Below are 13,594 nucleotides of genomic sequence, written 5' to 3'. Positions count from 1 at the left end.
GAGAAATTATGCCAACATTGAGCAAAGATTTATCCCATCTACTCCCTGCGGTTATCGATATTGCGCGAGCAGCAGGACAACTCATTTTAGATATTTATGAAAAAAAAGAGTATGAAGAATTTACCAAGCAGGATTCCACACCGGTAACCAGTGCCGATTTAGCCGCACATAAATTCATAACTGAAAAACTGTCTGATTTAACACCAGATATTCCGGTTTTATCTGAAGAAGCTGCTGACATTTCATTAGAACAGCGCAGCCAATGGAATCGTTATTGGCTTGTTGACCCTTTAGATGGCACTCAAGAATTTATTGCCCGTAGCGGTGATTTTGCCACAATCATTGCACTTATTGAAAACAACGTCCCAGTGATGGGGGTTGTGTATGCGCCAGTTTCTGGTGTGACCTATTATGCTTACCGAGGCAAAGGTGCTTGGAAGATACCAGAAATGACAGAAAGTGTTCGAATAAAAACCCTCACGCATGAGGTCGAGCATCAAACTATTTCTATTGCTATAAGCCGTCGACAGAATATCAATAACATTACCGACCGAATGTCACCAGCATGGAACTATGATCTTGTTCCTTTAGGCTCTGCGGCGTTAAAAGCCTGTCTAGTGGCTGAAGGTGCGGTAGATTGTTATTTAAGGCTTGGACCAACAGGTGAATGGGATACCGCTGCGACACAATGTATTGTTCAAGAAGCGGGAGGCAGAATACTCAGTACTCAATTAGAACCACTGTCATACAATGAAAGAGAAACCTTAGAAAATCCTAACTTTATTGTATTAGGCGATGAAGCGTTACCATGGGATAAGCTTTTAAAGATTAAAGATTAAAGATTAAAGATTAAAGATTAAAGATTAAAGATTAAAGATTAAATAGGTTATCGCAGTGATCGCAGGTTAAAAAAATTCCCGTCTTAACGGGAATTTTTTAGTCTATGTACTACTCAATAGTATTAAATTACTAATAACTTGATGATTTACTAATAGTACGAATGCTCGCCACGAGCATGTTCTGTGGCGTCACGAACGGCAATTAATTCACCTTCAAACTGCTGTACTAATTCTTTTTCGATACCTTCTTTAAGCGTTACATCAACCATAGAGCAACCATTGCAGCCACCACCAAATTGAACTAATGCAATGCCATCGTCAGTAATATCAACTAGGCTTACATGGCCACCATGGCCCGCTAATTGAGGGTTAACCTGTGTCTGAATGGCATATTCAAGACGCTCCATCAACGGTGCATCGTCAGACACTTTACGCATTTTAGCGTTTGGTGCTTTTAAAGTAAGCTGAGAGCCCATTTTATCGGTCACATAGTCGATTTCAGCATCGTCAAGAAAAGGCAAGCTTAGCTCATCAACATAGGCAGAAAACGGTTCAAATTTGATTTCTGTATCGCTTGCTTCAACCGCTTCTGGTGGGCAATAAGATACGCCGCACTCAGCATTCGGGGTTCCTGGATTAACAACAAACACACGAATATTAGTATTTTCTGGTTGTTGCTCTAATAATTTTGCAAAGTGTGCTTGGGCACTTTCAGTGATGGTAATGATAATTGACACAATTAATACCTGACTATTTTTGTAGGTTATTTGATTCTATTCTACTACTGCGTTTTAGAGATGCCAAATGAAAATTGATACTTTATTGCTCAATTTGGCAAGGTGACATAGATCGATCTATATACCCGTTCGACAAATACAGTAAATATCAATTTTTTCTACGCCGATATCAAGCAACAATTTACATAATTGTCGTACCGAGCTACCAGTCGTTACAACATCATCGATAATAGCGACATGTGATTGTTCCGGCCGATAATTAAGAGCAAAAGCATGCCTTAAATTTTTGACTCTTTGTTGTTTATCAAGTCCTTGTTGGCTAGGTGTTACCTTGATGCGTTTAAACATTTTTCCATCAAATACCGTGTCATCAAATACCTTGTTATTCAATGCTTTTTCATCAAATAGGTCATTATTTAACACATGATAAGCATTGAGGTGAGAAGTGAGATAATAGCCCAGAACATCACTTTGATTATAACCTCGTCGTATAAACCGACTCCAATGTAGAGGCATACTGACGATAAGAGGAGCGGGATTGATAATTCGTTGTGATAATAAATAAGTAAGGTCATAAGCATTCTGTAGATGGCCAGCGTATTTTAATTTATGAATGTAGCTAGAAAGTGGCAATTGATAATCACCGACACAATACAGTTTATTCCACAAAGGAGGGTTGGATAAGCAAGAACCACATTCAGGTACGGAGATTAAGGTGGTTAATCCGCACCGTTGGCAACGCGGTTTTGGGCTAAAAAATGCCATGCAATTCAAGCACCAAATAGTGTCGCTAATCGGTTTCTCGATGTGTAGGCCACACAAATGACAAACTGGGGTAGAATGGCGAGCAATGAATAAACGTGTGTTTTTATACCACATCGCTTTATCCTCAATAGAGTGATAGTAGTTGTAAATGATAGAATTTGATTAAAGAGAGTGAGCATGATTCAAGTAGAAGAGAACGCCACATCGACCGCATCTTTATTTTGGCAAACCGAAGGACAGGGGGAAGATCTAGTGCTTCTCCATGGTTGGGGAATGAATGGTGCAGTGTGGCAACAAACCGTTGAGCGTTTATCTGCTTATTTTACTGTCCATGTAGTGGATTTGCCGGGTTATGGTTACAGTCGAGGTTTTCATGCTCAGGATATAAAAATGATGGCGGAAATGGTAGTCGAAACTGCACCAGACAATGCCATATGGGTTGGCTGGTCATTAGGTGGGTTGATTGCGACTCAAATTGCGTTAGATTTTCCTGAACGAGTGAATAAATTAGTCACGGTTGCTAGCTCACCTAAATTCTCAGCAGAAAGTCGTTGGAGAGGCATAAAGCCGAGCGTATTGAACGCCTTTACCGAACAATTAGTCGAAGATTTTCAATTAACAGTTGAAAGATTTATGGGGTTGCAAGCAATGGGAAGCCCAACCGCAAGGAAGGATGTAAAAGCGCTTAAAAAGGCGATCTTTTCCAGGCCCTTGCCTAGTCCTGATGCGCTTTTAGTGGGCTTGAATATGTTGGCTAGTGTTGATCTACGCTCTGATTTGATCGCAATAGATAAACCTTTTTTACGCTTATATGGCCGGTTAGATGGGCTTGTACCAATTAAGGTAGCACATGATTTAGAAACATTATTAGTCAATTCTAAATCTTACATTTTCACTCAATCTTCTCACGCTCCATTTATGACTGAGTTGGATGCATTCTGCCACCAAATTATCCAATTTAGTGGCAATGAATAAGTCGGTATTGAATACATGAGTATTAACCAGCTTAGTTGTAAAAATGTCGCAGCAGGCGATTTATCAGCAAGCAATCTATCAGTAATAAACTAGTTATTAAAATAATAGATTAATAGTTAATATTAGGTTGGTAGTAAACAATAAGACAAACTGGCCGATACACTATTTGATCAATAAGAAAAGTCGCGTGGTACTTTTTTACGTGGTACTTTTTCTCGTGATATTTTGAGGACGAGTAGCACTATTTACTTGCTGATCGCAGTAAAAGGAGATGGGTTATGATTGTGTCACCGACCAATGTGAACGTGCCACTGATAGCTCCTTCGGTCAATATTCAAACTGAACAAGCGGCGAAAGATAATAAGGTTCGTGAACCTGTTACGCCACCAGTAGAATTGGCAAAATCCAATGCGGAAAGGCGTATAAAGTCTGATGACAAGCGTCGTAAACGTCCTGCATGGGATGCGTCAGACCACCCGGATTATGATCTGGACAATGAGATAAATACACAGTCAAGTGAAACGGAACAACCACAAGATACCTTGAGTCGTTTATTTGAGTTGCTTGCTCTTCAAAGCTATTCAGAAAAACAAGGGACGGGTTATACGATTCGTTTTCGATTGCCTAAACATCTTATTGAGGCAGCCATTACTACGGGAAAAATGGAGCGTAGACGTACAGTGATCAAATATCACTACGGTCATGCCATAGCACCTAATTGCCCTTCAGAGGTCATTGCAGTGTTATAAACTCTGATACAGTTATAGATTCTGGTTTATCCAGAATCTATAACTTGTTTTTATTGGTTTAGCGTCAGTCGATTATCGTTTCGCTTTCTTAAAGGCATCGGCAAAAGCGCTATTGGCTATTGGTGACGCTTTTGAGCCTCTATTACTTGCTCCTCTATCTTGAGGGACTCGCTTGTTTGCTGCATTTTTATTTCCGCTAGTCACTCGATGCTTTGGTTGAGATTGATTTTGCTCTCCCGGTTCGTCGCTGAGTCGCATCGACAGAGCGATACGCTTGCGTTGTACGTCAACTTCCATCACTTTAACTTTGACAATCTCACCGGCTTTTACCACTTCTCTTGGGTCAGATACATATCGGTCGGTCAAGGCAGATATATGCACCAATCCATCTTGATGGACACCAACATCAACGAAAGCGCCAAAATTAGCTACGTTAGATACGACCCCTTCTAAAACCATTCCTGGTTCTAGATCCGAAATGGTATTGATGCCTGCTGCAAACGTTGCGGTTTTGAATTCAGGTCTCGGATCGCGGCCCGGTTTATCTAATTCTTTAATGATATCGGTTACGGTAGGGACACCAAAGTTATCGTTAGTATAATCAATCGCATTTAGTGCACGTAAAAAAGCAGTATTTCCAATAAGTTCTTGTATTTTCTTATTGTTTTTATCCGCTACCGCTTTGACGACTGGGTACGCTTCTGGGTGAACAGAAGAAGCATCTAAAGGATTTTTTCCATCCATAATACGTAAGAATCCAGCACACTGCTCAAAGGCTTTAGGGCCTAAACGAGCAACTTTTTTAAGCTCTGTTCTTGCAAAAAAACGACCGTTGTCATCTCGATATTTTACAATGTTTTCCGCAATGGTATTAGAAAGCCCTGCCACTCTGGTGAGTAGCGCGGGTGAGGCAGTATTTACATCCACACCAACCGCGTTCACACAATCCTCAACTACTGCATTCAGTCGTTTTGCTAATGCATTCTGGCTGACATCATGTTGATATTGACCCACACCAATTGATTTAGGATCAATTTTAACCAACTCTGCTAATGGATCTTGTAATCGTCGAGCAATAGAGACCGCGCCTCTTAACGATACGTCCATAGCTGGAAATTCATTTGCTGCCAATTCAGACGCAGAATAAACCGATGCACCTGCTTCACTGACAATGATTTTTTGCGTTGATAGATTGGCTCTTTTTAATGTGTCCGTTACAAATTCATCGGTTTCACGAGATGCAGTTCCGTTACCGATAGCGATTAAATCCACATTATGTTTTCGTATCAGTTTTTCAATAATATGCGCGGATTTTTCTATTTGGTTATGCGGTTGATGTGGATAAATAGTTTCGGTCTCAAGTACTTTTCCGGTTGAATCAACTACGGCTATTTTTGAGCCCGTTCTTAACCCTGGATCAAGTCCAAGTGTGGCTTTAGGTCCAGCAGGGGCAGCCATGAGTAGATCTTTTAAATTGGATGCGAATACTTCAATTGCATCCATTTCGCTGCGCTCTTTCATTGCCGCCATTAATTCTGTTTCCATGTGAGTCGATATTTTGACTTTCCATGCCCAACTAATCGTTTGTTTTCGCCATTGACTAGCCGGTGAATCGGAGAGATTTAACCCATAATGATTCGTAATGATTTCCTCACAATAAGAGTGACGAACGCCTTCGTCTTGATTTGGATCGGCATTCATAGATAGTTGTAAAAAACCTTCATTGCGTCCTCTGAGCATGGCTAGCGCTCGGTGAGAAGGCGTTTTACTCAGTTTTTCACTGTGTTCGAAATAATCTTTGAACTTCTGTCCTTGCTGTTCTTTGCCTTTAATTACTCGAGATACTATCTCTGCATGTGTGGTTAAATAGTGCCTTAGCTGGCTGATAAGGTTGGCATTTTCAGCGATTTGTTCCATTACGATACTGCGAGCACCATCTAAAGCAGCTTTACTATCAGTAATGCCTTTTTCAGGGTGAATATACTTTTTAGCTTCGGTTTCTGGATCAGATGACGCTTGCTGCCAAAGCGCGTTAGCCAAAGGTTCTAAGCCGGCTTCTTTCGCTATTTGTCCTTTGGTTCTTCTTTTCGGTTTATACGGTAAATATAGATCTTCAAGGCGAGTTTTACTGTCAGCTTGACGAATGTCTGTTTCCAGTTGTGAGGTCAATTTACCTTGATCATCAATGGATTTAAGTACGGTTTTACGGCGATCATCTAATTCACGAAGATAGCTTAGGCGAGAATCTAAGTTTCTAAGTTGGGTATCATCTAAGCCACCAGTGACTTCTTTTCGGTATCGAGCAATAAAAGGAATGGTACTTCCTTCATCTATTAACGCAATGGTTGCGCTGACTTGTTCCGGTCGAATATTGAGTTCATTTGCAATCTGTTGGCTTAGTTGTTGGGTCATTAGTGGATCTCATTGATTAAATTTGTATGTATTACTTGTTTACGGTGATTAATCGTTACTATCGTTGTTTATTACATTCTTTAATTTCGTTGTACTACCATGTGTATTTATTACTAAATGGGGGCAAAACGTAAGATTACTAGGCTCAAGTATGAAGCAGTGAGATTACTTACCTTTTGCGTAACTTTGACAGCAATTATGGTTGTTATTGGTTACATTGACTAAAATAAATAGATTAGCGCAATATCGGCATGTTATGGATTTCCAAAAAATGAAAAAATGCACATTATGGTTTTTAGTTACCACACTGTTTAGTTTTACTATCTTCGCTAGTGAAGTGAGCTATACAACACAAAATCCTGCCTATATGTTAGAGGGTAAATCGGTTTTTGGTCGAGTAGAGAATGTCTACTTTACTGAAAAACAACAGTATATGAATATTCCTTTCGATGGAAAAATAGATACTGGTGCAGATACCACGTCAATACATGCTGAGAATATCCATATTCAAAGTACTCACCCAAAGTACAAGAATTTTACTGATAATGAATTACTTAAGCATATTGTTGATGAATTTGGTGGTGCAAAAAGTGATTGGCTGTTGAAAGAATTTGACACATCAGAACGCGATCTAAAACTTATCGTCACATTTAATGTTACCAACCCTTATACCGGAGATGTTTTACAATTTGAGAAACCATTAGCCAGAGTAAGTGTTGTTCGTAGTCGAACCAGTAAAGAACCACTGTATCGACCAGTTATTGAATTGAAGATGAAAATTGGTGATGTGGAAGTTAGTACAGAAGCGAGTTTGACCGATAGAAGCAATTTTAGCACTCCAATACTGATTGGAAAAAGTTTTTTAAAGGATAATGCGTGGGTTTTCGCTGGTTATGATTTTTTACAACAACAACCAAATGCCTCATTAATTGGTCGAGAAGAGGTCATGAATGTTGCTGGTATTCCTATGAATGTCAGTGTTTCGCTAACCAGTAAATCATCGGTATTACACGCGACCAATATTAAAGTTGATAAAGACAACAGACAAGTGAGTTTTGATACCCAAGATAATGCCGATAATAGCAATTCTTATACATTACCATTGGTTGGAATGATTAAGTTTGCCGATATAGAGCGTCCGGAAGTTTATGTTCCGGTCAAGGTCGATGGGCATTTTGATATCATGCTACACGTTTACCTTAAAGATCGGTCTAATTACTCTAGCCAATTGCGTTTGGGTACAGAGGTTTTGAGTAAAAATTTTGTGATAAGTGCGAGTGAAAAACAGCTATTAGATAAACCAAAAGAGTCGTTTTCACAGCGAGTAAAAGATAAAAATCCCTTAGTGATATCACCAGAAGAACAGATCATGATTGATGGAGTAGAGATCAGTGCGGTTCCAGATTTAAGAGTAAAAACACCGCTACTGAAAGTGGCCAGTTTTGAAATGTCGAGTGCTGATCAAGGGTCGCAAGTGACCTATTTTCTGGAAGATGATCAAGGAATGAAGAAATTTATTAAGCCAGTTTTGAAAAAGATAAAAGTTGGCGATTCGATTCGCCCTGTGGTGCAAGCTCGGTTAGAAGCGAACGGTAAATATACGGAATATAACATTGCCTTAGAAACATTGGATAAAAATGAAAAGCCGATTTTTTTGATTGGCCAAAAAACAGCTAAAGGTGGCGTTATTATTAATACTCGCACTACATTATTATTAGAATCTCACGACTTAATAAAAGCGGGTTATATAGAAAATGCGACAGTAGAAGGATTGAGTTTTCCTGTTAAATTAGATACTGGTGCAGATGTTAGTTCTATGCATGCACAAAATATTAAATTATATAAAAAAGACGGTGTCGATATGGTCGATTTTGTGTATGAAAATGAACAAGGTGATAAACAGTCTTTTACTCGAAAAGTTGTAAGAATGATGACGATAAAAGCCAAAGATGGCGAAAAAGCCAATTTTAGACCTGTAGTAAAAATGGATGTTCAAATAGGTGATATCAAAGAGCAGGTGAAGGTCAATTTACAAGATCGTTCTCGTTTTAAGTACAGCATGATTATTGGTAAGAACTTCTTGCGTCATGGTGTGGTCGTAACTAGTGATAAGAGATTCTTGCTTAACGATAAGTGATAAGTAGAGAAATAACTATGGCGGATACTTCGGCTTTAGCGGATACCTTGACGTTAGCAGGTACTTTGACGTCGACAGATACCTCGACGTCAACAGATACCTTGACGTCAATAAATAGCAATATACAGCCTTGTGCATTGCGAGCTTGGCAAGAGTATGAACATGTACTCTTGCAATGGCTATTTAATCAAACACACGATAAAGCATTGGTTGAAGATATTTCACAAGATGTCTTTATTAAAGTCATTGTTCAACAAGAGAAATTTTGTACTGTACAAAACCCTAAAGCTTGGTTGTTTCGAGTAGCGAAAAATGCGCTGATCGATCATATACGGCATACTCGGTTTCAATTACTGGATCTTGACCTTGTCTCCTCCGATATTGCCCAACAAGAAAACCTATTATCTCCGGTCGATCTTTTAGCATTAAGCTGTTTACCCAGAGTTATTTCTGAGTTGGAAAGCCGTGATCGTGACATTCTTATCGCTTGCGACCTTGGTGACATGAGCCAACAAGAATTTGCGGACACGCATGACCTGACGTTAGCTGCGACCAAATCTAGAATACGTCGAGCTAGAGAGAAACTTAAGGACAAGATACAAACTGAATGCCAAGTAAAACTAGATGAAAATCAAAAAATTTGCTGCTTTACCGCTAGAGATAAATAAATTAATTATATTTTTATGAATCCTTTTTAAAACTACTTCGTCTTTAAGGTAAAGCAGTTTTAAATTTATAGGGATTCTATGTTTCAGGTATTTACAGATATAGCATCATGGTTGGTATTCGACCTACTGAGTTTGTCAGCAGAAAGCAAGCTTGGTGATGCTCTGCATTTTTTTGTAGAAGATACTACCAAGATATTCGTACTTCTTATTGTCATGATATATGCCATTGCGGTTATTCGTGCCTCGTTAGACGTTGAACGAGTTAGAGACTATTTAGCTGGAAAACATCGTTTTACTGGTTATTTATTAGGAGCAACGTTCGGTTCGATCACCCCCTTTTGTTCTTGTTCGAGTATTCCTGTTTTCCTTGGTTTTACTTCGGCGGGTATTCCGTTGGGCATCACTATGGCTTTTCTTATTACCTCTCCACTGATTAACGAGGTGGCGGTTTTGCTCTTGATTAGTCTGCTTGGCTGGAAATTTACCATTCTGTATATCTTGATTGGTATTAGTGTTGGCATGCTAGGTGGGTTCTTTTTAGATGCAATAAAGGCTGATCGTTGGTTAGTTTCTTTCGCAGCCGAGGCATTGAAGAAAGGAGCCGATGCGCAAAAATTGAATCCAACAGAAGCACAACAAAGCAGAGTATTAACCTTGGAACAAAGGCATCAATTTGCCAAAGATGAAACTCTAGAAATTCTTGCAAGAGTGTGGAAGTGGGTATTTATCGGCGTTGGATTAGGTGCTGCGTTGCATGGTTATGTACCGGATGGTTGGATAGAAGCGCATTTAGGTGACAGGCAATGGTGGTCTGTGCCCATTGCTGTATTGCTTGGTATTCCGCTTTATTCTAATGCGACAGGAGTGATCCCTGTTATGGAAAGCTTAATTATAAATGGTTTGCCTATAGGAACAACATTGGCCTTTTGTATGAGTACTGTGGCAGCCAGTTTTCCTGAATTTATTCTTCTTAAACAAGTGATGAAATGGAAACTACTGGCGGCTTTATTTGCTGTGTTATTGGTCTCGTTTACTCTGGTCGGTTGGTTATTCAATGTTATTCCGCTGGTTTAATGTAGGTAGAGCTGAGTAGGAAAAGGGCAAATTTAAGTGAAGAAATGATATTTTTTATAGAAGGAAAATTAGATGAAAGTGATTAAAATATTAGGTTCAGGTTGCAAAAATTGCCAAGTAACCGCATCGTTAATTGAACATGCAGCACACTCTCATAATGTACCCATTCAGCTTGTTAAAGTGCAAGATTTACAAGAGATTATGGCTTATAACGTGATGAAGACGCCTGCGGTAGTGATTGATGAAAAAGTAGTGCACAAAGGCAGTGTGCCAAAAGCAGAACAAGTAGCGGCATGGTTTAGCGATTGATTTTAGTTTCATTACTAGCGGCTTTGCATTTTTTCCCACCAATCTTGATCGGCAACAATTTGTCCTTGATTGTCTAGTGGTGGGTAAGCAAGGCCTTTGCGTTTAGCGACTCTAGCCAGGATTGGGTGCCCACGTTCAAATAGTATTTTATGAATGGTAGCGTCTTCAAGTGCTGACGTTTCTCGGTTGTAAAACCCAGCCAACTGACGTTGTCTTTGTGCTTCAAATAATATAAGCGCACTGGCGACAGAGACATTGAGTGATTGAACCATTCCTACCATAGGAATGACGATATCTTGATCGGCAAACGTTAACGCTTTACCAGAGATACCGTGTTTTTCTCCTCCCAAAATAATGGCGGTAGGTTTAGTGTAATCTATTTGTCTAAAATCAACCGCATTGTCGGAAAGGTTGGTTGCGACTATCTGCATATTCTGCGTTTTGAATACGTCAATAGCGCTTTCAATAGTAGAGTGGGTGTCTACTTCTACCCAGTTACGTGCGCCAGCAGAAGTGTGGCCTAATGTACGCATATTTTCGTTTGGCCAAACCGCATGAATTTTATGCACACCTGCTGCGTCTGCGGTTCTAATTATTGCTGATACATTATTGGGTTTGTGTACTTCTTCAAGACAAAGTGTTAAATCAGGTTGACGAGCTTTAAGTACGGTTTGAATACGGTTGTAGCGTTCTAAGTTCATAGTCGTTCAACAGGTCCGGAGTATCACGTTTATTTTTAACCGCTCAAGAATTTGTAGGTAAAATTACCTACAAATTCTTGATTATCGGTTTAGTAATAGCTAGCTAGGTTTTTCTGCGTCTGACTCGCAATGCATTAGGTATTACTTTGATTTTTTTGATTATTTCTGCCAAATGAACACGATTTTTCGTTGTTAGTGCAAGAGTGATAGCATATAAACGGCCATCTTTTTCTTCGGTCGAAATTCCGTGAATATTGGAGCCAGTCCTAGAAATAACATTGGTTAATTCAGCCAGAGCACCTTGACTATTTAACATATCAATTTGCAATTCAGAAATAAATTCTTGCTCATGTTCATCGGACCATTCAACCGACATATATTTATCCGGCTCTTTCTGGTATCCACGTATATTTGAACAAGATTCAAGGTGAACAACTAAACCTCTACCCGGAGATACGTGAGCAATAATGTGATCGCCAGGAATCGGATGACAACATTTTGCATAGGTTAGCAATATACCGTCAGCGCCTTTAATCGACAATTTTTTACTCGATGTTGATGTGACTGAACTGGTTTCAGTGAGTGCATCGGCATCACCAAGTAGGCGACGAGCAATAACAATGCTCATAAGTTCACCTAAACCAATTGCGGCAAGCATATCATCTAAAGATTTAATTTTAAGCTCAGATAAAACGTGCTCGATATTCTCTGGATAAACGGTGTCAATATTGTGTCGACCCAAAGCATGGTTAAGTAACCGACGACCTAACGCGACGGACTCTTCACGACGCATAGTTTTTAATACTTGGCGTATTTTTGTTCTGGCTCGAGAAGTCACCACATAGTTAAGCCATGCCGCGTTTGGACGAGCGCCTGGCGCACCAATAATTTCAATTGCCTGACCATTTTTAAGCGCTTTACTTAGTGGGTATGGCTGGCGATCCACTCTGGCGCCAACACAGGTATTACCGACATCAGTGTGCACTGCATAAGCAAAATCAACCGCGGTTGCACCAGCGGGCAGTTCGACAATTCGACCTTTTGGTGTGAACACGAATATTTCATCAGGGAAAAGATCAGATTTTACGTTCTCAATAAATTCAAATGAGTTACCAGCACTTTGCTGAAGCTCAAGCAAACTTTGCATCCAACGCTGAGCCTTAACTTGCGCGGTAGTGCCTTTACGATCGCCACCTGCTTTATATGACCAGTGAGCCGCCACCCCTTTATCAGCCATTTGGTCCATGTCTTCTGTTCGAATTTGTACTTCAACTGGTACGCCGTGAGGGCCAACCATAGAAGTATGCAAAGACTGGTAACCATTCGCTTTAGGGACGGCAATATAGTCTTTCATTCTTGCAGGACGAGGCTTATAAAGGTTGTGTACTTGTCCTAATGCCCGGTAACAAGTGTCTGGGCTATCGACAATAATGCGAAAAGCGTAGATATCCATAATCGTATGAAATCTTTGCTCTTTGGTCTTCATTTTATTATAGATAGAAAATAGGTTTTTTTCTCGACCAAACACACGAGCTTGTAGTCCAACTTCTTCCAATCGACCTTCAATTTCAGAGTGAATACGTTGAATCATCTCTTTTCGATTGCCGCGAGCGGTTTTGACTACTTGTTTGAGAACTTTATAGCGATTGGGATAAAGAGCTTCAAAACCGAGTTCTTCTAGCTCAGTTTTAATATTATGAATACCTAATCGGTGTGCTAGTGGGGCGTATATTTCTAACGTTTCGCGGGCGATTCGACGACGTTTATCTGGACGAAGTGCGCCCAAAGTTCGCATGTTATGCGTGCGGTCCGAAAGTTTGATAAGAATAACGCGGATATCTTGCACCATAGCAAGAACCATTTTACGAAAATTTTCTGCTTGCGCTTCTTTACGGTCCCGAAATTTAAGTTTGTCTAATTTCGATACCCCGTCAACCAGTTCAGCAACGGTTTCACCAAATTGTGCAGCTAAATCTTCTTTAGATGTTTCCGTATCCTCAATTACATCATGTAATAGTGCGGCCATTAACGTTTCATGATCCAAGCGCATTTCTGCCAAGATCCGAGCTACAGCAACAGGATGGATAATATAAGGTTCCCCGCTTGAGCGAGTTTGCCCTTCGTGGGCGTCTTTTGCTACCACATAAGATTGACGCAGAGCCTCTAGTTGAGGCTCTGTTAGGTATTCTTGGGCAACATTTTTTAGGCTATCGAATAAATACAAATTA

General features: G+C 40.0%; 11 protein-coding genes and 1 pseudogene. 7 read left to right on the top strand and 5 right to left on the bottom strand.

All coding sequences use genetic code 11. The annotated features are described in order from the left end of the window. The first annotated feature begins 8 nt into the window (after nucleotides 1-8). Nucleotides 9-839 carry a 3'(2'),5'-bisphosphate nucleotidase CysQ gene (cysQ, locus tag ACLKML_RS11420; protein ID WP_413285427.1) on the top strand — a complete coding sequence of 277 codons (831 nt, stop codon included), beginning with the start codon at nucleotides 9-11 and terminating at the stop codon, nucleotides 837-839. 149 nt (nucleotides 840-988) lie between these two features. On the opposite strand, the gene nfuA is transcribed toward cysQ, so the two are convergent. Together nfuA and ACLKML_RS11410 are read right to left on the bottom strand one after the other, a co-directional pair. Continuing rightward, nucleotides 989-1,576: a Fe-S biogenesis protein NfuA gene (nfuA, locus tag ACLKML_RS11415; RefSeq protein ID WP_413285426.1), complete on the bottom strand. Its 588-nt coding sequence runs from the start codon at nucleotides 1,574-1,576 to the stop codon at nucleotides 989-991. Nucleotides 1,577-1,693: 117 nt separating this feature from the next. Further along, nucleotides 1,694-2,455 (bottom strand): ComF family protein, encoded by a 762-nt coding sequence (locus ACLKML_RS11410; protein WP_413285425.1) that lies wholly within the window; start codon nucleotides 2,453-2,455, stop codon nucleotides 1,694-1,696. A gap of 63 nt (nucleotides 2,456-2,518) precedes the next feature. On the opposite strand from ACLKML_RS11410, the gene bioH reads away from it, so the two are divergent. Both bioH and ACLKML_RS11400 read left to right on the top strand, forming a co-directional pair. After that, entirely contained in the window at nucleotides 2,519-3,316 is a 798-nt protein-coding gene (gene bioH, locus ACLKML_RS11405; RefSeq protein WP_413285424.1) for a pimeloyl-ACP methyl ester esterase BioH, read from the top strand. Between the two features lie 278 nt (nucleotides 3,317-3,594). After that, nucleotides 3,595-4,065: an ATP-dependent Lon protease gene (locus ACLKML_RS11400; RefSeq protein ID WP_413285423.1), complete on the top strand. Its 471-nt coding sequence runs from the start codon at nucleotides 3,595-3,597 to the stop codon at nucleotides 4,063-4,065. 224 nt (nucleotides 4,066-4,289) lie between these two features. On the opposite strand, the pseudogene ACLKML_RS11395 reads toward ACLKML_RS11400, so the two are convergent. Next, nucleotides 4,290-6,477 (bottom strand): annotated as a pseudogene (locus tag ACLKML_RS11395) (Tex family protein); the annotation flags it as partial. A gap of 271 nt (nucleotides 6,478-6,748) precedes the next feature. Between ACLKML_RS11395 and ACLKML_RS11390 the strand changes: the two are divergent. The 4 genes from ACLKML_RS11390 to ACLKML_RS11375 all read left to right on the top strand — a co-directional run bounded on the left by ACLKML_RS11390 (nucleotide 6,749) and on the right by ACLKML_RS11375 (nucleotide 10,665). Then, nucleotides 6,749-8,614 (top strand): ATP-dependent zinc protease, encoded by a 1,866-nt coding sequence (locus ACLKML_RS11390; protein WP_413285422.1) that lies wholly within the window; start codon nucleotides 6,749-6,751, stop codon nucleotides 8,612-8,614. A gap of 17 nt (nucleotides 8,615-8,631) precedes the next feature. Then, the gene (locus ACLKML_RS11385) at nucleotides 8,632-9,282 is read left to right on the top strand and encodes a sigma-70 family RNA polymerase sigma factor (RefSeq protein WP_413285421.1); all 651 of its coding nucleotides are present in this window, start codon (nucleotides 8,632-8,634) and stop codon (nucleotides 9,280-9,282) included. A 78-nt stretch (nucleotides 9,283-9,360) separates the two neighbouring features. Further along, nucleotides 9,361-10,356 (top strand): permease, encoded by a 996-nt coding sequence (locus ACLKML_RS11380; protein ID WP_413285420.1) that lies wholly within the window; start codon nucleotides 9,361-9,363, stop codon nucleotides 10,354-10,356. A gap of 72 nt (nucleotides 10,357-10,428) precedes the next feature. Further along, entirely contained in the window at nucleotides 10,429-10,665 is a 237-nt protein-coding gene (locus ACLKML_RS11375; protein ID WP_413285419.1) for a thioredoxin family protein, read from the top strand. A 14-nt stretch (nucleotides 10,666-10,679) separates the two neighbouring features. Here ACLKML_RS11375 and trmH read toward each other — a convergent pair whose 3' ends face one another. Together trmH and spoT are read right to left on the bottom strand one after the other, a co-directional pair. After that, nucleotides 10,680-11,366 (bottom strand): tRNA (guanosine(18)-2'-O)-methyltransferase TrmH, encoded by a 687-nt coding sequence (gene trmH, locus ACLKML_RS11370; protein ID WP_413285418.1) that lies wholly within the window; start codon nucleotides 11,364-11,366, stop codon nucleotides 10,680-10,682. 103 nt (nucleotides 11,367-11,469) lie between these two features. Then, the gene (gene spoT, locus ACLKML_RS11365; RefSeq protein WP_413285417.1) at nucleotides 11,470-13,590 is read right to left on the bottom strand and encodes a bifunctional GTP diphosphokinase/guanosine-3',5'-bis pyrophosphate 3'-pyrophosphohydrolase; all 2,121 of its coding nucleotides are present in this window, start codon (nucleotides 13,588-13,590) and stop codon (nucleotides 11,470-11,472) included. Nucleotides 13,591-13,594: the final 4 nt, after the last annotated feature.

The sequence above is a fragment of the Vibrio sp. MA40-2 genome (genome assembly GCF_047302445.1).
GTDB lineage: Bacteria > Pseudomonadota > Gammaproteobacteria > Enterobacterales > Vibrionaceae > Vibrio.
This window is presented reverse-complemented; position numbering and strand designations above follow the sequence as displayed.

Coding starts and splice junctions, on each gene's coding strand:
- cysQ (WP_413285427.1), top strand. CDS start 9: ATGCCAACATTGAGCAAAGATTTATCCCATCTACTCCCTGCGGTTATC.
- ACLKML_RS11410 (WP_413285425.1), bottom strand. CDS start 2,455: ATGTGGTATAAAAACACACGTTTATTCATTGCTCGCCATTCTACCCCA.
- bioH (WP_413285424.1), top strand. CDS start 2,519: ATGATTCAAGTAGAAGAGAACGCCACATCGACCGCATCTTTATTTTGG.
- ACLKML_RS11400 (WP_413285423.1), top strand. CDS start 3,595: ATGATTGTGTCACCGACCAATGTGAACGTGCCACTGATAGCTCCTTCG.
- ACLKML_RS11390 (WP_413285422.1), top strand. CDS start 6,749: ATGAAAAAATGCACATTATGGTTTTTAGTTACCACACTGTTTAGTTTT.
- ACLKML_RS11385 (WP_413285421.1), top strand. CDS start 8,632: ATGGCGGATACTTCGGCTTTAGCGGATACCTTGACGTTAGCAGGTACT.
- ACLKML_RS11380 (WP_413285420.1), top strand. CDS start 9,361: ATGTTTCAGGTATTTACAGATATAGCATCATGGTTGGTATTCGACCTA.
- ACLKML_RS11375 (WP_413285419.1), top strand. CDS start 10,429: ATGAAAGTGATTAAAATATTAGGTTCAGGTTGCAAAAATTGCCAAGTA.
- trmH (WP_413285418.1), bottom strand. CDS start 11,366: ATGAACTTAGAACGCTACAACCGTATTCAAACCGTACTTAAAGCTCGT.